Source organism: Streptomyces sp. Je 1-369, assembly GCF_026810505.1.
In the GTDB taxonomy this organism is placed as follows: Bacteria; Actinomycetota; Actinomycetes; order Streptomycetales; family Streptomycetaceae; genus Streptomyces.
The window spans coordinates 7,605,259-7,625,100 of sequence record NZ_CP101750.1 but is presented as its reverse complement, the minus strand read 5'-3'; the positions used below and the strand labels follow the sequence as shown (position 1 = coordinate 7,625,100).

Genomic DNA, 19,842 nt, shown 5'->3' with positions numbered 1-19,842 from the left:
ACCGTCCCTGAAGAGAACAGCAGGGCCGGGCGGGTTCCTCGCCGCTCAGGAGGAACACCGCCCGGCCCGGGGGTGCGCGCCGCCCCCGTCCCCACGGTGCGGCGCGGGCGGGCCCGGTTCCCGTCATCCAACGGATCCGGGCCCACGATCAGGTGAGGCCGAGTGCGGGCAGCACACACGCCTCCACGAAACGGGTCACGTACTCCTCGTCGGCGTACGCCCCCTCCAGGATGGGACGGGCCCGCAGCACGCCGAACAGCTGCACCGAGAGGAACTCCACCGCCGGGTGTCCCTCGGCGATCTCGCCGCGCTCGACCCCGCGCCGGATGATCGCGGCCATGGCCTGCAGCTCCGGCTCGACCAGCGTCTCGCGCAGCACGCGCTGCAGGTCCTCGTCCTGGAGGACCGCGTGACTGAGCGCCTGGACCAGCATCGTGTCGCGGCCCGACTGCTCGCCCGCCGCGCGTGCCGCCTCCCGCAGGTCCCCGGCGAGGCTGCCGGTGTCGATGCCCGCGAACCGTACACACCGGTTGGCGCGCAGCGCGGCGGCCACGAACTGGGGCTTGGTCTTCCACTGCCGGTAGAGCGTGGATTTGCTGCACCGGGTCCGGGCGGCGACGCCTTCCATGGTCAGCGCCTCGTACCCGCACCGGCGGAGCTGGTCGAGGACGGCGTCGTAGAACTCCTGCTCACGCTCAGGCGTGATCTTCGAGCGGTTCGACGTCGACGTCATGACTCTTCTCCTGGGTACGGCGGCCGACCTGCGCGGTCAGCACCTTTCGATACGCCAGTGTACCGGTACGCCTCCGTATCGGTACACTGGCGTATCGATGAGTGCGGCGATCCCTCACTCAGCACCGCACTACCCAGTCGTCACGTAAAGGGGCCGGGGGATGGAATCCCGAACCGAGCCTGCCGAACGGGAGCCGGACATAAGCGTCCGACCGCCCCTCGTCCGCGAGCTCCTCCTCGTCGTAGGACTTTTCCTCGTCTACAAATTCGGCAGGCAGCTCGCCAACGGGCACACCGGCGAGGCCTTCCACAACGCACACCGCGTGTGGGACGCCGAGCGCACGCTGCGCCTGCCCGGCGAGGGCGCCGTCCAGGACGCGCTGCTCAGCAGCGACACGCTGATCCACGTCGCGAACACGTACTACGCGACCGTGCACTTCCCCGCGACCCTGCTGTTCCTGGTCTGGCTGTACCTGCGTCGGCCGCGGCACTACGTATGGACGCGCCGGGTGCTCGCCGCGCTCACCGCGGCCGCGCTCGTCCTCCACCTCGGCTTCCCGCTCGCTCCTCCGCGCATGCTGGGCGCGGCGCACCTCGTGGACACGGCGCAGGTGTACGGGCCCTCGGTATACGCCGCGAAGCCCGCGACCGACACCATGGCGAACCAGTTCGCCGCGATGCCCTCCCTGCACTTCGGCTGGGCGCTGATGCTCGCCGTCGGCCTGATCGTCGCCACGTCGTCGCGGTGGCGCTGGCTGTGGCTGCTGCACCCCCTGCTCACCCTGCTCGTGGTGGTGGGCACCGCCAACCACTACTGGCTCGACGCGCTCGCGGCGACCGCGCTCCTCGGGATCGCCCTCGCGGTGATCCGGCTGCCGCGCCCCGGCCGCTCGCTGGTCGTGCGCCGGTCGGCGCCCGCGCCGTCGCACACACTGATCTCCTCGGGGGCCGGCCGATGAGCGCCACACTGCTCGCCGTCGCCCTCTCGCTCGTCTCCGCGGCCGCCTACGCCGCCGCGGCGGTCGCCCAGGAGCGGCTGGCCTCGCGCGTCCACGACGGGGAGAGCGGGGCCCTGCGGATGCTCGGCAGCGGCGTCTGGTGGTCCTCCGTGGGACTCAACGCCTCCGCGGCGCTGCTGCACGTGGCGGCGCTCAAGTACGGCCCGCTCACCCTGGTCCAGCCGCTCGGCGCCCTCACCCTGGTCGCCGCGGTGCCGCTCGGCGCGCGGCTCGCGGGCCGCCGGGTCACGCGTCTGGAGTGGCGCGGCACGGGGCTCACTCTCATCGGCCTCGGCGCGCTCCTCCTGACCGCGTCGGGACCGGCGCCCGACGACACGCTGACGGTGCCGGAGGCCCTGGTCGTGGCCGCCGCGACGATGGCGGTCATCGGGGTGCTGTCGCGGCCCGGCACGCGCCCCGGGCTGCGGCACGCGACCGCGTCCGGCTTCGCCTCCGGTGTCGCGTCGGCGCTCACGCAGACCGTGACGGTCGCCGTCACGGACCGGTCGGGACCGCTGTTCAGCCCGCAGGTGGTGATCGTGGCGGTGCTGGTCGCGGCGTTCGCCGCGGGTGGCCTGCTGCTCTCGCAGACCGCCTACCGAGGCGGCCTCGGCGCCCCGCTCGCCGTGGTGACGCTCGCCAACCCCATGGCGGCCTCCGTCATCGGCGTGGCGCTGCTCGGCGAACGGCTCCAGGGCGGCATCGGCGGCATCCTCCTCGCGGTGGCGGGCGCGGCGGTGGCGGCGTACGGAGTCGTGGTGCTGACGCGGTCGCCGCGCGACCTGGCGGTCGATCCGGGCGAGCTGGTCGGACTGGGCGAGCTGGGTCCGGGCCCGAACTTCCCCGGGGCGATCCCCGTCCAGCCCGTGGCAGCCGACGCGGCGCGGGGAACTGCGCGACCCACCGCGTCCGGCCTGCAGAACGCCTGAGACAGCGACCTCAGACAGCAACACGAAGCGGCGCCGGTCGCCCCCTGCGGAAGGGGACGACCGGCGCCGCTGTCACACCTGGCGGGCTTGGTCACCCGAAGCCGCGGGCGTCCTGCTTGAGGGCCGTGTCGACCGTCAGGGCCGTCGCCACGACGAGGCTCAGGAGCGGCTCGGGCAGCTGGTAGTGGATCTGCAGGACGTAGTTGTCCGCGGTGGTGAACATCGTCTTGGCGAGGCCTTCCCAGGTCTTCGTGATCCGGGCGACCTCGTTGTCCGCGTGGTCGACGATCGAGAAGTTCCAGGCGCGCCAGTTCTCCGCCTTGATGGCGCCGACCTGCTGGCCGTTCACCATCATGGCGAAGTTGATCTTGCCGATCATGTTCTGCTGGACGATCTCGCCGACCGGCTGACCGTCCGCGCGCTCGACGATGACCCGCGACTTCATGAACTTTCGGGGGCGGGTCAGCATCATCTGCGGCTGGCCGTACGCGTCGCGGATCTCCAGCTTGTGCGTCATGAACTGGTCGACGCTGGCGACGAAGCGGGCGACCTTCTTCAGCGCGCTCTGGCCGACCTGGACGACCGAGCCGAGCGTGTTGCCCGACTGGTCCATCACGCTGTACTCGTTCGTCAGCTCGATGAGCTTGGCCTTCTGGTTCACGACCAGGACCGGCTCCGTGAACAGCGTGCCGCCGCCCTGCGCGGAGGGCGCGACGCCGGCCTGCTTCTGCACCTGGCGCTGCACCTTGGCCGGGTCGGCCGTGGGCGGAGCCTGGGGGGCCGCCTGCGGCTGCCCGAACTGGCCCTGGAGCGCGGCGGTCTGCGGCTGCCCGAACTGGCCCTGCTGAGCCTGGGCCTGCGCCTGCGCGGGCTGGACCGGCTGGGCCTGCGCGGGCTGCGCCTGCTGCGGGACCTGCTGGGCCGGAGCCTGCTGCTGGCCTCCCTGCGGGGCCGGATTGGTGTGGTCCGTCCACTGGGAGCCGTCCCACCAGCGCAGAAGCTGGGGCGCGCCGTGCGGGTCCGGGTACCAGCCTGCAGGAGTGTTCGAATGCGTTGTCACCCGGGTGACCCTACCCTCCAGGCACGGGCGCCCCGCCAGCCCCTTGCCGAGTTGTTATGTCCGGCTCATCCGGACACGTCACCACGTGACCTCCACCCGCAACGCGCCCTCCCCTTCCCGCAGCTCCACCGCGCCGATCCTCCCCGCCGCCCGCACGTCGTCCTCCGCCGCCGCGAAGTGGTCCAGCTCGGCGCGCGCGGCCGTCACCGTCGCCCCCGCGACCTCCGTGCGCATCGAGAGCCGCGCCTGCGACTTCGCCTTGCGGACCCCGGCGATGGCCTCCGACGCCACCGCGAGGACCGCCGCGTCACCCGCGTACTCCCGCAGCTCCGCACCGTTCGGCCACGGCGCGCGGTGGACCGAACCGGCCCTCCACCACGACCAGACCTCCTCCGTGACGAACGGCAGGACCGGCGCGAAGAGGCGGAGCAGGACGTCGAGGGCCGTACGGAGGGCGGCCCGTGCGGAGTCCGCGGCTGCGGCGTCGCCGTGGTCGCCGTACGCGCGGGCCTTGACCAGTTCGACGTAGTCGTCGCAGAAGTGCCAGAAGAGCTGCTCGGTGCGGTCCAGGGCGCGGGCGTAGTCGAAGGTCTCGAAGGCCTCGGTGGCCTCGTCGACGGTCGACGCGAGCGCGGCGAGGAGCGCCCGGTCGAGCGGCCGCGTGACGGCGGAACCGTCGCCCGCATCGAGGCTCAGGACGAACTTGCCGACGTTCAGGAGCTTCATGGCGAGCCGGCGGCCGATCTTCATCTGGCCCGTGTCGAACGCCGTGTCCGTGCCGGGGCGGCCGCTCGCCGCCCAGTAGCGGACCGCGTCCGAGCCGTACTGCTCCAGGAGGTGGCCCGGAGTGACCACGTTGCCCTTGGTCTTGGACATCTTCTTGCGGTCGGGGTCCAGGATCCAGCCGGAGATCGCCGCGTGCTTCCAGGGCAGCGCGTCGTGCCCGGTGTGGGCCCGTAGGACCGTGGCGAACAGCCAGGTGCGGATGATCTCGTGGGACTGGGGGCGCAGATCCATGGGGAAGACCCGCGCGAACAGGTCGGGGTCCGAGCGCCACTTCCCGGCGATCTGCGGCGTGAGGGACGACGTGGCCCAGGTGTCCATGACGTCCGGGTCGCCGGTGAAGCCGTGCGGAACGCCGCGCTGGGCAGCCTCGTACCCGGGCGGGGTGTCGGTGCTCGGGTCGACGGGCAGGGCGGACCGGTCGGGGGCGAGGGGGCGGGTGTGGTCGGGCTGCCCGGCCGCGTCCAGCGGGTACCAGACGGGGATCGGGACACCGAAGAACCGCTGGCGGCTGATCAGCCAGTCGCCGTTGAGCCCGCCGACCCAGTTCTCGTACCGGACCCGCATGTGCGGCGGGTGCCAGGCGAGTTGGGCGCCGCGGGCGAGGAGCCGGTCGCGCAGGGCGTCGTCCCGGCCGCCGTTGCGGACGTACCACTGGCGGGTCGTGACGATCTCCAGGGGCTTGTCGCCCTTCTCGAAGAACTTGACCGCGTGCGTGACGGGGCGCGGTTCGCCCAGGAGGTCACCGCTCTCGCGCAGCATCGCGACGACGCGCTCCCGGGCGGTGTGCGCGGTGGCGCCCGCGAGCTGCGCGTACGCGGCGACGGCGGCCGGAGACCCGACACCGGCCGGCGGATCGGCGAGGAAGCGGCCGTCCCAGCCGATGACCGGGCGTGTGTCGAGCCGCAGTTCACGCCACCAGGTCACATCGGTCGTGTCGCCGAACGTACAGACCATCGCGAGGCCCGTGCCCTTGCCGGGCATCGCGAGGGGGTGCGGGACGACGGGAACCTCGACGCCGAAGAGCGGCGTGCGGACCGTCCCGCCGAACAGGTCCTGGTAGCGCTCGTCGTCCGGGTGGGCGACCAACGCGACGCAGGCGGGCAGGAGTTCGGGGCGGGTGGTCTCGATGAGGACGGCACGGCCGCTCGCGTCCTCGAAACGGAGCTTGTGGTACGCGGCGGTCCGCTCCCTGTCCTCCAGTTCGGCCTGCGCGACGGCGGTACGGAAGGTGACGTCCCAGAGCGTGGGCGCCTGCGCGATGTAGGCGTCACCGCGCTCCAGGCTCTCCAGGAACGCGTACTGCGAGGCTGTACGGGCGTCCGCGTCGATGGTCCGGTAGCTGTGCGACCAGTCGACGGAGAGGCCGAGGTGCCGCCACAGCTCCTCGAAGACCTTCTCGTCCTCGCCGGTGAGCCGCTCGCACAGATCAATGAAGTTCTTTCGGGAGACCGGCAGTTGGTGCTTACCGGGCTTTTCGGGCGGGGTGAAGTCCGGGTCGTGGGGCAGGGCGGGGTCGCAGCGGACGCCGAAGTGGTTCTGGACGCGGCGCTCCGTCGGCAGCCCGTTGTCGTCCCATCCCATGGGATAGAAGACTTCCCGACCGCGCATGCGCTGGTAGCGGGCGATCGTGTCGGTGTGCGTGTACGAGAAGACGTGGCCGACGTGGAGCGAGCCGCTGACGGTGGGCGGCGGTGTGTCGATGGAGAAGATCTCGTCCCGGGTCTTCGAGCGGTCGAAGGCGAATACGCCCGACTCGTCCCATCGCCGAGACCATTTCTCTTCGAGCCCGTCGAGGACGGGCTTCTCGGGGACGCCTGCACGGCGATGGGTGTCTGCCATGCCTCTGGATGCTATCCGTGCACGCCAGTTGCAGGCGTCCCCTTTATTTTCCGGCTACCGGTTACCGCCGGGCCGTCAGACGGTGCGGATCGCCGGGTCGCTGACGCCCGCCGCACCCGTCTCCACGTGACCGGCGAGACGCCGCAGGAACCCGGCGTCGCCGTCGGACTTCACCGTCAGGTCGTACCAGCGCTTGGTCGCCCGCAGGTCGACGGTGTGCTGCACCGAGGAACCGGCCTTGACCTTGAAGGTCTGGCCCGCGCCACCGTAGGCGTTGGTCACCGTGAGGTTCACATCGGCGCTGCCCGCGTTCTTCAGGGTCAGCCTGATGTTGCCCGTGGTGCCGTCGTGGCGGGCGGTCACCTCGGGGCCCGCCTTCTTGCCGGGGCCCTTGAAGGTGCGCAGGAAACCGTTGGGGCCGAAGACGGAGAGGTCGTAGGTGTCCTTGGAGTACTTCGAGTTCCAGGTGTCGGAGAGCGTCTTGCCCGCCTCCGTGGTGTACGTCCAGGGGCCGTCGGTGCGGTTGGCGGAGCGCACGTGGAAGCAGACGCCCGCCTTGGCGCCGCCGCTGAACGTGAGCGTGAACTTTCCGGCGACGGGGTCCGCGGCACCGTCCACCAGCGGGGCGTACGGCAGCGCGCGGGCGGGCCGGGAGCCGGACTCCTGCTTGGGCAGCGCCGGGTTCGCGGGCGCCTTGGGCACGTAGTCGTCGTGGCGCTCCTTGTCCGGCGGCTCGTAGGCGGCCGTGTCGGGGAGCTCCGCCGGGTCGAGGTCCTTGCCGCTGAAGTCGAAGGCGGACGTGAGGTCGCCGCAGATCGCGCGGCGCCACGGCGAGATGTTGGGCTCCTTGACGCCGAAGCGCGTCTCCATGAACCGGATGATCGACGTGTGGTCGAAGACCTCGGAGTTCACGAAGCCGCCGGTGCTCCACGGCGATACGACGATCATCGGGACGCGCTGCCCGAGGCCGTAGTGCCCGGCCGCGTAACCCGCGCTGCCCTTGTGGTAGTCGAGCGCCGTGTCGACGGTGGACTTGCCCTGGTTGGCGTCCTTGGGCACGTACGGCGGGACGATGTGGTCGAAGTAGCCGTCGTTCTCGTCGTAGGTGATGAACAGGGCCGTCTTCGCCCACACCTCGGGGTTGGAGGTGAGCGCGTCCAGGACCTGCGCGATGTACCAGGCGCCGTAGTTCACCGGCCAGTTGGGGTGCTCGCAGAACGCCTCGGGGGCGGCGATGTAGGAGACCTGCGGGAGCTTGTCGGCCTTCACGTCGGCCTTGAGGAGGTCGAAGTAGCCGTCGCCCGCCTTGGCGTTGGTGCCGGTGCGGGCCTTGTCGTAGAGCGGGTCGCCGGGCTTGGCGTTGCGGTACTTGTTGAAGTAGAGGAGCGAGTTGTCGCCGTAGTTGCCGCGGTAGGCGTCGTTGATCCAGCCCCAGTGTCCGGCCGCGTCCAGGCCGTCACCGATGTCCTGGTAGACCTTCCAGCTCACCCCGGCCTGCTCCAGGCGTTCGGCGTACGTCGTCCAGTCGTATCCCGCCTCCTGGTTGCCGAGGACCGGGCCGCCGCCCTTGCCGTCGTTGCCGACGTGCCCGGTGAGCATGTAGTAGCGGTTGGGGTCGGTCGCGCCCATGAACGAACAGTGGTAGTCGTCGCAGACCGTGAAGGCGTCGGCGAGCGCGTAGTGGAACGGGATGTCGTTCCGCTCCAGGTACGCCATCGTGCGCTCGGACTTGGCAGGGATCCACTGGTCGTACGCACCGCTGTTGAACGCCTTGTGGCCGCCGGCCCAGTCGTGGTCGAGGCCCGCGATGAACTGCATGCCGAGGTTGTCGGCGTCCGGGTGGAACGGCAGCACTTCCTTGCCGCCGTTCGGCTGGTGCCAGACGGGCTTGCCGTTCGGCAGCGTGACGGGGCGCGGGTCGCCGAAGCCGCGGACGCCCTTCAGCCTGCCGAAGTAGTGGTCGAAGGAGCGGTTCTCCTGCATGAGCACGACGACGTGCTCGACGTCCTTGATGGTGCCGGAGGCGCGCCTGGCGGGGAGGGACGCGGCGCGGGCGATGCTCTGGTTGAGCATGGCGAACGTCGCGGTGCCGCCGGCCAGCTGCATGAAGCGGCGCCGATTGAGTTCAGGCATGACTATTCCGACCTCGTGTTTTGTGGGGGACGCGAGCGGGGTGAAGTGTGCCAAGGGGAGCAAGCGATACGGAAGGGGCTGTGACGGGCGTGTGAAGAGAAGTCCAACCTCTGGTGGGCAGGACACAAGTCCCGGGCACACAGGGGCAAAGGTCCCATATTTGACATAGGGGTACGCGCGTGACTCACTGGGCCGTGCACCGTTCGGTGGTGCGTTCCGCTCCGTCCCGCGATCGCAAGGAGGTGTTCGGGATGAGTCCCGAAGGAAGTCCTTGCGTCAGCGGTGATCTTCTCTGAGGCCGCGTTCCGCAGCTGACCGCCGCCCCTCCGTGGCCGCTGGTCGTATTCGGTAGGTTCCGGCCGCTCTGCGCCGCCGCCTCCGAGGCGCTCCCCGCCGCGGTTTCTCCTGCGCTTCTCCCGCGTTTCCCCTGCTCCGCCGTGCCGCAGCCACGACGTCGACGCCCCCGGTCGACGTCGATACGCCCTCGGCACCCCGGAGATTTCTTCACCCCGCATCCACACATCCACGTCCTCGTGCCCGGGTCTGCCTCGTCATGCCCCGCACGGAGGGAGGTCTGCCATGAACAAGCTGATTCCCCAGGTACGCCTGGCCCCGCCAGGCGAGAACCCCCGCCCCGCCCCCCGTACCCGCAAGGCCGCCGAACTCGACGCCCGCACCCGCGAGGTCGGCGCCCGGCTCGCCGAACTCAGCGCGCTCCCCGCCCGCGACGTCCTGCACGAGCTCAACGCCACGACGCGCGGCCTGCGTCAGGACCAGGTCCTGGAACGCATCGAGCGGTACGGCGAGAACACCGTCGCCCACGACCGCGCCCCGCACTGGACCGCGCAGCTCGCCAAGTCCTTCTGGAACCCCTTCATCGGGGTGCTCGTCGTACTGGCCGCCGTCATGTACTGGCAGGACCCCGCCGACCCCGGCGTCTACATCCTCACCTCGATGGTGCTCATCAGCGCCCTGCTCCGGTTCTGGCAGGAGTTCCGGTCCTCCCGGTCCGCCGAGGCGCTCAAGAAGCTGGTCACCACGTCCTGCGCGGTGCGGCGGCGCTGGTGCGAGACCGCGGACACCGAAGAGATCCCGATGGAGCAGGTCGTCCCCGGCGACCTCGTGCGCCTCGCCGCCGGCGACCTGGTCCCCGCCGATCTGCGGCTGCTCACCGCCAAGGACCTGATGGTGAGCCAGGCCGCGCTGTCCGGCGAGTCCCTGCCCGTCGCCAAGGCCGACACGCGCGCCCATGACCTGGGCCAGCAGGCCACCGCGGACCCCGTCGAGGCCGACAACCTCTGCCTGATGGGCACGTCGGTGACGTCAGGCACGGCGACCGGCGTGGTCGTCGCGACCGGCGCGCACACCTACTTCGGCTCCATGGCGAGCGCGCTCACCGGCGACCGCCCGCAGACCGCGTTCGACGTCGGCGTGCGCAGGGTCAGCCTCCTGCTGATCCGGTTCATGCTGGTGATGGTTCCGGTCGTCTTCGCGATCAACGGCTTCACCAAGGGCGACTGGGACCAGGCGCTGCTGTTCTCGATCTCCGTGGCGGTCGGCCTCACCCCCGAGATGCTGCCGATGGTCGTCTCGGCGAACCTGGCGCGCGGCGCCGTCGCCATGTCGAAGCACCAGGTCGTCGTCAAGCAGCTCAACGCGATCCAGAACCTCGGCGCGATGGACGTCCTGTGCACGGACAAGACGGGCACGCTCACCGAGGACCGCATCGTCCTGGACCGCTACCTCGGCACGCGCGGCGAGGAGGACCGCGAGGTGCTGGAGTACGCCTACCTGAACTCCCATTTCCAGACGGGACTCCGCAACCTCATGGACCAGGCGGTCATCGACCGGGTCGACGAGGCCGAGGCGGTTGTCGTCGACCATCTCTTCACGGTGATCGACGAGATCCCCTTCGACTTCGCGCGCCGCCGCATGTCCGTCGTCCTGCGCCGCAACGAACTCTCCGGCCCCGTCTTCGAGCACACGCTCATCACCAAGGGCGCGGTCGAGGAGGTCCTCGACCGGTGCGACCACATGATGGACGGCGGCGAGCGCGTCGGCCTCACCCCGGAGCTGCGCGCCCACGTCACGCACCTCACCGACCGCCACAACCGGGAGGGCCTGCGGGTCCTCGCGGTCGCCACCCGCACCTTCCCCGTCGACCCGGACACCGCCGAGCGCGAGACCTACTCGGTGGCCGACGAGTCGGAGCTGACGCTCCTCGGCTTCCTCGCCTTCCTGGATCCGCCGAAGAAGGACGCGGCGGCCACGCTGCGCGCCCTCGCCGAGAACGGCGTCGCGGTCAAGGTCGTCACCGGCGACAACGAACTGGTCGCCGCGCGCGTCTGCGCCGACGTCGGCCTGGACACCGACGAGCTGATCACCGGCGCGACGGTCGACCTGGTCGACGACGTCGAGCTGATCGAACTGGCCCGTACGACCACGGTGTTCGCGAAGGTCAACCCGGTCCAGAAGGCGCGGATCGTGCGCGCCCTGAAGGCCGACGGGCACACGGTCGGCTTCCTCGGGGACGGCATCAACGACGCGGCGGCGCTGCGCGAGGCGGACGTGGGCGTCTCCGTCGACACGGCCGTGGACATCGCGAAGGAGTCCGCCGACATCATCCTCCTGAAGAAGGACCTGTTGGTCCTGGAGCAGGGCATATTGATGGGCCGTCAGACGTTCGGCAACACCATCAAGTACATCAAGATGACGGCGTCCTCGAACTTCGGGAACGTCTTCTCCGTCCTGGTCGCCTCGGCCTTCATCCCCTTCCAGCCGATGCTCGCCATCCACCTCCTGGTGCAGAACCTCTGCTACGACGTCAGCCAGCTGGCGATCCCGTGAGACCGCATGGACAAGGAGTACCTGAAGAAGCCGCGGGCCTGGGACGCGAAGGGCATCGGCCGGTTCATGGTGCGGATCGGCCCGATCAGCTCGGTCTTCGACATCACGACCTTCCTGGTCCTGTGGTACGTCATCGGGGCCGACTCCCCCGCCCGGCAGACCCTGTTCCAGACGGGCTGGTTCGTCGAGGGACTGCTCTCCCAGACCCTCATCGTGCACATGATCCGCACGCGGAAGATCCCGTTCGTCCAGTCCCGCGCGTCGCTGCCGGTCCTGGTGATGACCGGCGCGGTGATGCTCTTCGGCCTATGGCTGCCGTTCTCCCCGCTGGCCGGGGCGCTGTCGATGCAGCCGCTGCCGATGAGCTACTTCCCGTGGCTGATCGGAACGCTGCTCGCGTACTGCGCGCTCACGCAGGGGGTGAAGGGCTGGTACATACGGCGGCACCACGAATGGCTGTAGCGGGATTCGCGCGGGCACGCCCGCGCGAACCTTGCAAAGTTAGGTGCCGTGGGCAACCATGCACGGCATGACTGTGCGCATCCACGGCACCTGCGCCCCCGGCTTCGACGGCGTGCGAGCGGAGTTCGAGCGGAGCTTCGCCGAGCGCGACGAGCTCGGGGCGGCCGTCGCGGCCACCGTCGACGGTGAGCTCGTCGTCGACCTGTGGGGCGGCGACGCGGACCGGTCCGGCACCCGCCCCTGGGAGCGGGACACCCTGGTCAACGTCTACTCCACGACCAAGGGCATGACGGCGCTCTGCGCCCATCTCCTCGTCGACCGCGGCGAGTTGGACCTGGACGCACCCGTCGCACGCTACTGGCCCGAGTTCGCCGAGGCCGGGAAGGCCGACATCCCGGTGCGCTGGCTGCTCAGCCACCGTGCCGGGCTCATCGCGCCGGGCGAGCCGATGGCGCCGGGCGCGGTGTACGACTGGGAGAAGGTGACCGAGGCGCTGGCGGCGACGCGGCCGTGGTGGCGTCCCGGCACCGCCCAGGGCTACCACGCGGTGACGTTCGGCTTCCTGGTCGGCGAGGTCGTCCGGCGCATCACGGGGGTCTCGCTCGGGACGTTCCTGCGTACGGAGGTCACCGGGCCGCTGGGCGCGGACGTCCACGTCGGCACGCCGGAGAGCGAGCACGGGCGGTGCGCGGACATGGCGCCGCCGGTTTCCCGAGAGACGCCGCCCTCCGCGTCGTCCTCGTCCTCATCCTCGTCCTCGCGCACCATATTCGGCGACGCGCCGAAGCCTCCGGTCGCCGGCCTGTCGGACCACCCCATGGCACCGGCCACCCTCGCACTCCAGTACCTGCCGCTCGGCGACGTGAACGCCGCCCCCTACCGCCGCGCGGAGATCCCCGCCGCCAACGGCCACGCCACCGCACGCGGAATCGCCGCCGTGTACGCGGAGTTGGCGTGCGGACGGCTCCTCTCGCCCGGCGCCCTGGAGCGGCTGCGCACCAGTCAGAGCGACGGCGACGAGCCGGACCTCGTCCTGCGGGTGGGCACCCCGCTCGCCGAGACGTGGCCGTGGGGCCTCGGCTACATGCTCAACCAGTACGGTCAGGCGGGCCCCAGCCCGCGGGCGTTCGGGCACGGCGGCGCGGGCGGGTCGTACGCCTTCGCCGACCCGGAGAACGGCGTCTCGTACGCGTACACGATGAACCGCATGGGCGCGGGCACCTCGGGCGAGGACCTGCGCAGCGTCCACCTGGTCGGTGCGCTGTACGAGGGGCTCCGTGAACGGGGTACCGTGCAGGGCCGATGATGAGTGCATGACTTCAAGCAGAAGAGCCGTCTTCTTCACGGGCGAAGCGAAGGACCCCCGCTTCGGCTCGGTCACCACCGGGGACGAACGGGCCATGCTCATCAGCTTCGTGCGGTCCCAGCGCGAAACCCTGGAGATCAAGTGCCGGGGTCTGGAGGCCGAGTTGGGCGAACGGTCCGTCGAGCCCTCCGCGCTGTCGCTGCTCGGCCTGCTCCGGCACCTCACCGACGTGGAGCGCCGCTGGTTCCGGATGGCCCTCGCCGGTCTCGACGTGTCGCCCCTCTACGCCACGCCGGAGAACGCCGACGAGGACTTCGACGGAGCGGTGGCGGAGCCGGGTGCGGTCGCCGCGGCCTGGGAGGCGTGGCGGGCCGAGGTGGAGTTCGCCGAGAAGTTCGTGGCGGAGGCGCCCGATCTCGACGTCGAGGGGCAGAGCCCGCTGTTCGGCACGGTGTCGCTGCGCTGGGTGCTCCTGCACCTGGTCCAGGAGTACGCCCGCCACAACGGCCACGCCGATCTGCTGCGGGAGCGGATCGACGGGACGGTGGGGCTGTAGTAGGCAAAGGCGCACCGGGGGCCGCGCCCGTGTCACCTGCCAGGGTGCTGGCCGGGCCCCCGGCCCTTGTCCGCGAGCTTGCTCGGCGACAGGTCCGTGGGGTCCTCCCCCGGTTCGAGGAGCGTGTTGGCGGGGCCGATGATCAGGGGGTCGGCCTTGCCGACGGCCTCCGTGTCCTTCGCCTCGTAATCGAGCTGGAGCAGGAGATGGCGCATGGCTTCGAGGCGGCCGCGCCGCTTGTCGTTGGTCTTCACGACGGTCCACGGGGCGTGCGGCGCGTCCGTGGCCCGGAACATCTGGACCTTCGCGTAGGTGTAGGCGTCCCACAGGTCCAGTGAGGCGATGTCGGTGGAGGACAGCTTCCACTGGCGCACGGGGTCGACCTGCCGGATCGCGAACCGCGTCCGCTGCTCGGCCCGGGAGACGGAGAACCAGAACTTGATGAGGACGATGCCGTCCTCGGTGATCATCTTCTCGAACTGCGGCGCCTGCTCCAGGAAGTGCTGGTGCTCCTTGGGGGTGCAGAAGCCCATCACCGGCTCGACACCGGCGCGGTTGTACCAGGACCGGTCGAAGAAGACGATCTCACCGGCCGACGGCAGCTGCGCGACGTACCGCTGGAAGTACCACTGGCCCGCCTCGCGCTCGGTGGGCTTGTCCAGCGCCACCGTCCGGGCACCGCGCGGGTTCAGCCGCTCGGTGAACCGTTTGATCGTGCCGCCCTTGCCCGCCGCGTCACGTCCCTCGCACAGCACCGCGATGCGCAGCCCCTGCTCACGCACGGTCTTCTGCAGCTTGAGCAGCTCGATCTGGAGGATCCGCTTGCGCCGTTCGTACACGCTCCGGGTCAGCTTCGTCGCGTACGGGTAGTTCTCCCGCCACGTCTGAAGGGGCCGCCCCTGCTCGTCGAGGAGCACGGGACGCTCCGGGCGCGCCTCGTCGACGGACAGCCCTTCGAGCAGATCGTCTTCGTTCCCACCGGTCGGCTCCACCGTGCGGCCCTCTCCCTGTCTCTGTCCCTCCACACCCTCACCGGACAGCCTGCCCCCGGGATCGCGTCTCAGCACTCGCAATGGCGCCGTGAACGTCCCCCGGGAATAGCCGACCGATCTTGTTGGTCATTCCTGATGGCCTATCGACGAGCGGGATGTGAGGGAACCAGATGCCCAAGGTGTACGCGTTCACCCGTCACGGGGGACCGGAGGTGGAGGCCTTCCTCGACCTTCCGGTACCGGAGCCGGGACCCGGGCAGCTGCTCGTCGCGGTGCGTGCGGCCGGTGTGAACCCGGTCGACTGGAAGCTGCGCGCGGGCAAGCGGCGGCCGGGGCAGGCGCCGCTTGCCGGTCATGAGGTGCTGGGCAGCGAGGTCGCCGGTGTCGTACGGGCGGTCGGACCCGGTGTCGAGGGCTTCGCGGTCGGCGACCCGGTCTTCGGCAATCCGGTCACCGGCGGGTACGCGGAGTTCACGCTGGTCCCCGCGGACATCGCCGCCCACAAGCCGGACACGCTCCCGTTCGTCGAGGCGGCGGTACTGCCGGTGGCCGCGGCGACGGCGTACGACGGGCTGCGCCAGCTGGACCTGCCCGCGGGCGCGACCCTGCTGATCACGGGCGCCGGGGGCGGCGTCGGGGTGGCGGCGACCCAGATCGCCCGGCACTTCGGACTGCGGGTGGTGGGCACGGCGAGCGCGGCGAAGAAGGAGTTCGTCGAGTCCTTCGGCGCCGTCCACGTGCCGCCGGGCCCCCGGCTGGCGGAGCGCGTACGTGAGGCGGCCCCGGGTGGCCGCGTCGACGCGGTCTTCGACCTGGTGGGCGGCGCGGACCTGGCGGAGGTGGCCCCCTTGCTCTCCGACCGCAGAAAACTGATCACGGCGGCGGCGAAGGAAACGGTGACGGAACTGGGCGGCGCACCGGTGGCCCGGGCCCGCACGTCGGCGGTCCTGGACGAGATCGCACTCCTCGCCGTGGCGGGCGTACTGCGTCCGCAGGTGACGGCGACGTACCCCCTGGACCGCGCGGGCGACGCGCTGCGCGCGGTGGAGGACGGCCACGCACGCGGCAAGATCGTGATCGAGGTGACGGCGTGACGACGCTGGTGGAAGAGGGGGGTACGGCGGACGCCACAGACACAGCCGACGCCACCCCCCACCCCCTCGACAACCCCGCCCTCGCCTCCCTCACAGGACCGCACGCGCACTTCGCCGAGGGGCGAGGGCGCGTGGTGCGGTATCCGGTCGGCGTGTCGCCGTTCCTCGCGCTGCCCGACGACGTGACGGATGCGGACTGGGCCGATCTGGCCGCGTTCGCCGGGCCCGGCGCCGAGGTGCCGCTGCTCGCTTCGACGGTGCGGATACCCGACGGGTGGGAGAAGACCTTCGACGTGCCGGGCGTGCAGCTCGTGGACGACGGGGTCGCCGCCGCGCCGGACCCGGAGGCCGTGCGGCTCGGTCCTGACGACGTGCCCGAGATGCTGGATCTGGTCGGGCGCACGGAGCCGGGCCCCTTCGCGCCCCGCACCGTCGAGCTCGGCACGTATCTCGGGATACGCCGCGGAGGCGCCCTCGTCGCGATGGCCGGGGAGCGGCTGCACCCGCCGGGCTGGACGGAGATCAGCGCGGTCTGCACCGACCCCGCGCACCGCGGCCAGGGCCTCGGGACCCGTCTCGTCCTCGCCGTCGCCCACGGCATCAGGGCGCGCGGCGAGCGGCCGTTCCTGCACACGGCGGCGGGGAACACGAACGCCATCCGGCTCTACGAGTCACTCGGCTTCCGGCTCCGGCGGACGACGGCGTTCCGCGGGGCGCTCGTGCCCGGCCAGGCGGCGGCCGCCGAAAAATGAGAGGCCTGTTCCGCTTGTCGTTGATAGCTTCCGGACCATGCAGCCCGTAGGTGAGAACGAGATCCGCGCGTCCTTTGTGAACTGTTCGAAGGGCGAGGCCCGTCGGCTCACTCTCCCCACGGGCTTCCCCGACACTCCCTGGTCCGACCTGGACTTCCTGGGGTGGCGCGACCCCAAGGCCCCCGACCGCGGCTACGTCGTGACATGGCGGGACGGCAAGCCCGTGGGCTTCGCTCTGCGCGCCTCCACGGGGACGCGCAAGAGCCTGCTGAAGTCGAGCATCTGCTCGGTCTGCGTGACACCGCAGTCCGGCTCCGGCATCGCGCTGCTCGTCGCCCCGAAGGCGGGCGCGGCGGGCCGTCAGGGCAACTCGGTCGGCATGTACATCTGCGCGGACCTGGCCTGCTCCCTCTACGTACGGGGCAAGAAGCACACGGTGCTCACCCGCCGCCTGGAGGAAAGCCTCACGCCGGAGGAGCAGAACGCCCGCACCCTGCGGAACCTCGACGGGTTCCTGGACCAGATCATCGGCGAGTAGCGCGAGGACCTGTACCGGGGGCCCTGTACAGGGGGCCTAGACCGCCCGCGGATCCACCATCTGCAACGCGAGCGTCGCCGACGGCTGCGCCAGGCCCGGGCCGCCCGCCTCCGCCCAGGCGAGTATGCCGTCGAGGGACTCGTCGTCCGTGACAAAGCCGACCCAGGCCGCGCGGCCGCCCCGCCTGCGTCCCTCGTACGACGGCTGGACCACGACCAGGTTGGCCTGGCCGCACGGGCCGAGGCAGTCGCTCGTGCGCACCGTGAACCGGCCCCGCGACGCCGCCGCCGCGGAGCGCAGCCGTTCCAGCTGCCAGTCGTGGTCGATGCCGGGATTCTTGCGCGCGTCGCCGCAGCAGCAGCCCCGGCACACGACGAGCGTGCAGGGGCGGCGGGCTGCGGCACCGATGGAGACGACGGGACTCATACGGTGATCATCTCAGGTACGCCAACCCGGGATGCACCGCCCGGTAGCCGTCCACCAGTCGTCGTGCCACCGCCACCGAGTCGACCAGCGGGTGCAGGGCGAACGCCTTGACGGCGGTGGCCGACGAACCGCTGTCCGCCGCCGCGAGCACCTCGCGCTCGACCGCCTTGACCGCGCACACCAGACCCGTGGCGTGCCCGGGGAGCGGCGAGACCGACATGGGGTGAGCGCCGTTGGCGTCGACGGAGCACGGCACCTCGACGACGGCGTCCGCGTCGAGCGCGGAGAGGGTCGTGCCGTTGCGGACGTTGAGGATCAGGGTCGCCCGTTCGTCGCGCGCGATGGCCCGCATCAGCGCGAGGGCGACCTTCTCGTACCCGCCGGACTCCAGGTCCTCCTCGGCCCGCTCCCCCACGCCCGCCGCTTCCCTGTTCTCCGCCATGTACGCCGCCTCGCGCTCGGCGAGGGTCGTGGTCCAGGTCTTGAGGGCGGGGGTGTCGGCGCTGCGCATCTCGTCGTAGAAGCGGGCCTGTTGGGTGTGGAGAAAGGCACCGCGGGTCCGTGCGGCCTGCTGGTAGGCGCGTACGGTGTCGCGGTTGAAGTAGTAGTAGTGCAGGTATTCGTTGGGGATCATGCCGAGCGTCTGGAGCCAGTCGGCACCGAACAGCCTGCCCTGCTCGAAGGAGCCGAGGAGGCCGGGATCGGCGAGCAGCCGCGGCAGTTCGTCGCGGCCCGCGATGTGCAGCCCGCGCAGCCAGCCGAGGTGGTTGAGGCCCGCGTAGTCGATGAAGGCTTCGTCGGGGTTGCCGCCGAGCACCTGCGCGACCCGGCGGCCGAGGCCCACCGGTGAGTCGCAGATGCCGACGACGCGGTCGCCCAGGTGGCGTGCCATGGCCTCGGTGACCAGTCCCGCGGGGTTGGTGAAGTTGATGACCCAGGCGTCGGGGGCGAGCCGGGCGACGCGGCGGGCGATGTCGACGGCGACGGGCACGGTGCGCAGGCCGTACGCGATGCCGCCCGCGCCGACCGTCTCCTGTCCGAGGACGCCCTCGGCGAGGGCGACGCGCTCGTCGGCGGCGCGCCCCTCCAGGCCGCCGACGCGGATCGCGGAGAACACGAAGTCGGCGCCGCGGAGCGCCTCGTCGAGGTCGGCGGTGGCGGTGACGGTGGGCGCGTCAAGGATGTCGGTGGCCTGGTCGGCGAGTACGCGGGTGACGGCGCCGAGCCGTGCCGCGTCCAGGTCGTGCAGGACGACGTCGGTGACGCGGCCCTCGGCGCGGTCCCCGAGGAGGGCCCTGTACACGAGCGGCACGCGGAACCCGCCACCTCCCAGAATTGTCAGCTGCATCTCCGAACCGCCTTCCGTTGAACCGTTATCACCGGGGCTCACGTTACGTACGATGACGCCGCAGCGACTCGACCCCACGTCCGTCCCTTACGTCCGACCCCCACGGAGGTAGCGCCAGATGACCGTCTGGAAGGCATCAACCGCCCTGTTCGGCGCCGTCGCACTGGCGGTGATGACGGGCGGCGGCGCGTCGGCCGCGCCCGCGGCACCCGGTGGCTGGCAGGAGTCAGGCACCTCGCACGTCAACTCCCTGACCGGCAGTCAGGGGCTGGCCGGCCGCGCCGACGGCAGCCTCCTCTACAGAGGTCTCGGCTCGATACCCCTCGACCTGCGCATGAAGGGCTGGGGGCACATAGGCGACCCCGACATCGCGAAGGGCCACACCTTCGACGCCTACCAGGGCGGCGACTCCGCACAGTCGAAGATGTTCGCCGTCACCACGCCGGACGGCGAACGGCACCTCTACGAGCACAAGCTCGACGCGGGCGAGAAGCTCAACAACTCCTTCGCGGCCGTCTCGCCCGACAACCAGTGGCTGGTGTCCGGCGAGTGGGGCGGCCAGAACCGCCTCCAGGTATTCCCCGCGCCCCTCCTCAACGCCTCGACCCCGCCCACCGGCGGCGCGCTCCCCCAGGCCGGGCAGATCACGCTCGACAAGCCGGTGCGCGACATCCAGGGCTGCGACTTCGTCTCCGAAACGCGTCTGGTGTGCGCCTCGAACGACGCGTCGAAAGAGCTGTTCCCCGTGGACCGCCCGGTCCTCCAGGTCGACCTGGAGCGGCCGCTCGACGGGAAGCCGGTGACGGGCCGCGTCGCGAGTCTCTTCGCCGCGCCGCAGCGCAGCATCTGCTCCGGCTCGTTCGAGACCGAGGGCGTCGACTACGACTCCGCGCGCCGCACCCTGCGCGTCGAGGTCGTGCCGCCCGCGCCGTGTCTGGTGACGACCGCGGTGTACGCGTACAAGCCGACGACCGGCTGACCGCAAGCCCCGTCCGCCTTTCGGACAGTACGTGTGAGGCGCCGCGAGGCAGGGGAAGGTCGTGA

At 71.0% G+C, this 19,842-nt stretch carries 17 protein-coding genes; 10 read left to right on the top strand and 7 right to left on the bottom strand.

Annotated elements, in window-relative coordinates:
- Positions 1 to 148: 148 nt before the first annotated feature.
- Positions 149 to 733, bottom strand: coding sequence for a TetR/AcrR family transcriptional regulator (locus NOO62_RS34065; protein WP_268774639.1), 585 nt, complete (start codon positions 731 to 733; stop codon positions 149 to 151).
- Positions 734 to 893: 160 nt separating this feature from the next.
- On the opposite strand from NOO62_RS34065, the gene NOO62_RS34060 reads away from it, so the two are divergent.
- Both NOO62_RS34060 and NOO62_RS34055 read left to right on the top strand, forming a co-directional pair.
- On the top strand, positions 894 to 1,691 hold the full coding sequence (locus NOO62_RS34060; RefSeq protein WP_268774638.1) for a phosphatase PAP2 family protein: 798 nt from the start codon (positions 894 to 896) through the stop codon (positions 1,689 to 1,691).
- Positions 1,688 to 2,659, top strand: a complete 972-nt coding sequence (locus NOO62_RS34055) for a DMT family transporter (protein ID WP_268774637.1) — start codon at positions 1,688 to 1,690, stop codon at positions 2,657 to 2,659. The genes NOO62_RS34060 and NOO62_RS34055 overlap by 4 nt, the downstream gene beginning before the upstream one ends.
- 91 nt (positions 2,660 to 2,750) lie before the next feature.
- On the opposite strand, the gene NOO62_RS34050 is transcribed toward NOO62_RS34055, so the two are convergent.
- From NOO62_RS34050 to NOO62_RS34040, 3 genes are all read right to left on the bottom strand, one after another.
- Positions 2,751 to 3,719 carry a phospholipid scramblase-related protein gene (locus NOO62_RS34050; protein ID WP_268774636.1) on the bottom strand — a complete coding sequence of 323 codons (969 nt, stop codon included), beginning with the start codon at positions 3,717 to 3,719 and terminating at the stop codon, positions 2,751 to 2,753.
- A gap of 78 nt (positions 3,720 to 3,797) precedes the next feature.
- Positions 3,798 to 6,344 (bottom strand): valine--tRNA ligase, encoded by a 2,547-nt coding sequence (gene valS, locus NOO62_RS34045; RefSeq protein WP_268774635.1) that lies wholly within the window; start codon positions 6,342 to 6,344, stop codon positions 3,798 to 3,800.
- 75 nt (positions 6,345 to 6,419) lie between these two features.
- A complete protein-coding gene (locus tag NOO62_RS34040) occupies positions 6,420 to 8,477 on the bottom strand; it encodes a phosphocholine-specific phospholipase C (RefSeq protein ID WP_268774634.1) in 2,058 nt (685 codons plus the stop codon).
- Between the two features lie 579 nt (positions 8,478 to 9,056).
- Here NOO62_RS34040 and mgtA point away from each other — a divergent pair.
- From mgtA to NOO62_RS34020, 4 genes are all read left to right on the top strand, one after another.
- On the top strand, positions 9,057 to 11,324 hold the full coding sequence (gene mgtA / locus NOO62_RS34035; protein WP_268774633.1) for a magnesium-translocating P-type ATPase: 2,268 nt from the start codon (positions 9,057 to 9,059) through the stop codon (positions 11,322 to 11,324).
- Positions 11,325 to 11,330: 6 nt separating this feature from the next.
- The gene (locus tag NOO62_RS34030; protein WP_268774632.1) at positions 11,331 to 11,786 is read left to right on the top strand and encodes a cation transporting ATPase C-terminal domain-containing protein; all 456 of its coding nucleotides are present in this window, start codon (positions 11,331 to 11,333) and stop codon (positions 11,784 to 11,786) included.
- A 67-nt stretch (positions 11,787 to 11,853) separates the two neighbouring features.
- Positions 11,854 to 13,092, top strand: a complete 1,239-nt coding sequence (locus NOO62_RS34025; protein ID WP_414930934.1) for a serine hydrolase domain-containing protein — start codon at positions 11,854 to 11,856, stop codon at positions 13,090 to 13,092.
- A 7-nt stretch (positions 13,093 to 13,099) separates the two neighbouring features.
- On the top strand, positions 13,100 to 13,648 hold the full coding sequence (locus NOO62_RS34020; RefSeq protein ID WP_268774630.1) for a DUF664 domain-containing protein: 549 nt from the start codon (positions 13,100 to 13,102) through the stop codon (positions 13,646 to 13,648).
- Between the two features lie 32 nt (positions 13,649 to 13,680).
- On the opposite strand, the gene ppk2 is transcribed toward NOO62_RS34020, so the two are convergent.
- A complete protein-coding gene (gene ppk2 / locus NOO62_RS34015) occupies positions 13,681 to 14,673 on the bottom strand; it encodes a polyphosphate kinase 2 (RefSeq protein WP_414930933.1) in 993 nt (330 codons plus the stop codon).
- 137 nt (positions 14,674 to 14,810) lie between these two features.
- On the opposite strand from ppk2, the gene NOO62_RS34010 reads away from it, so the two are divergent.
- From NOO62_RS34010 to NOO62_RS34000, 3 genes are read left to right on the top strand one after another with little or no spacing between them, the layout of a single operon-like run.
- Positions 14,811 to 15,734: an NADP-dependent oxidoreductase gene (locus tag NOO62_RS34010; RefSeq protein WP_268774629.1), complete on the top strand. Its 924-nt coding sequence runs from the start codon at positions 14,811 to 14,813 to the stop codon at positions 15,732 to 15,734.
- A gap of 5 nt (positions 15,735 to 15,739) precedes the next feature.
- Complete coding sequence (locus tag NOO62_RS34005; RefSeq protein WP_268775912.1) at positions 15,740 to 16,486, top strand: GNAT family N-acetyltransferase; 747 nt, start codon at positions 15,740 to 15,742, stop codon at positions 16,484 to 16,486.
- 37 nt (positions 16,487 to 16,523) lie between these two features.
- Positions 16,524 to 17,024 carry an FBP domain-containing protein gene (locus NOO62_RS34000; protein ID WP_268774628.1) on the top strand — a complete coding sequence of 167 codons (501 nt, stop codon included), beginning with the start codon at positions 16,524 to 16,526 and terminating at the stop codon, positions 17,022 to 17,024.
- 36 nt (positions 17,025 to 17,060) lie between these two features.
- On the opposite strand, the gene NOO62_RS33995 is transcribed toward NOO62_RS34000, so the two are convergent.
- Positions 17,061 to 17,450, bottom strand: coding sequence for a (2Fe-2S) ferredoxin domain-containing protein (locus NOO62_RS33995; RefSeq protein WP_268774627.1), 390 nt, complete (start codon positions 17,448 to 17,450; stop codon positions 17,061 to 17,063).
- 7 nt (positions 17,451 to 17,457) lie between these two features.
- Entirely contained in the window at positions 17,458 to 18,798 is a 1,341-nt protein-coding gene (locus NOO62_RS33990) for a 6-phospho-beta-glucosidase (protein WP_268774626.1), read from the bottom strand.
- 118 nt (positions 18,799 to 18,916) lie between these two features.
- Here NOO62_RS33990 and NOO62_RS33985 point away from each other — a divergent pair, with 118 nt between their 5' ends.
- The gene (locus NOO62_RS33985) at positions 18,917 to 19,777 is read left to right on the top strand and encodes a hypothetical protein (protein ID WP_414930932.1); all 861 of its coding nucleotides are present in this window, start codon (positions 18,917 to 18,919) and stop codon (positions 19,775 to 19,777) included.
- The last annotated feature ends 65 nt before the right edge of the window (positions 19,778 to 19,842 follow it).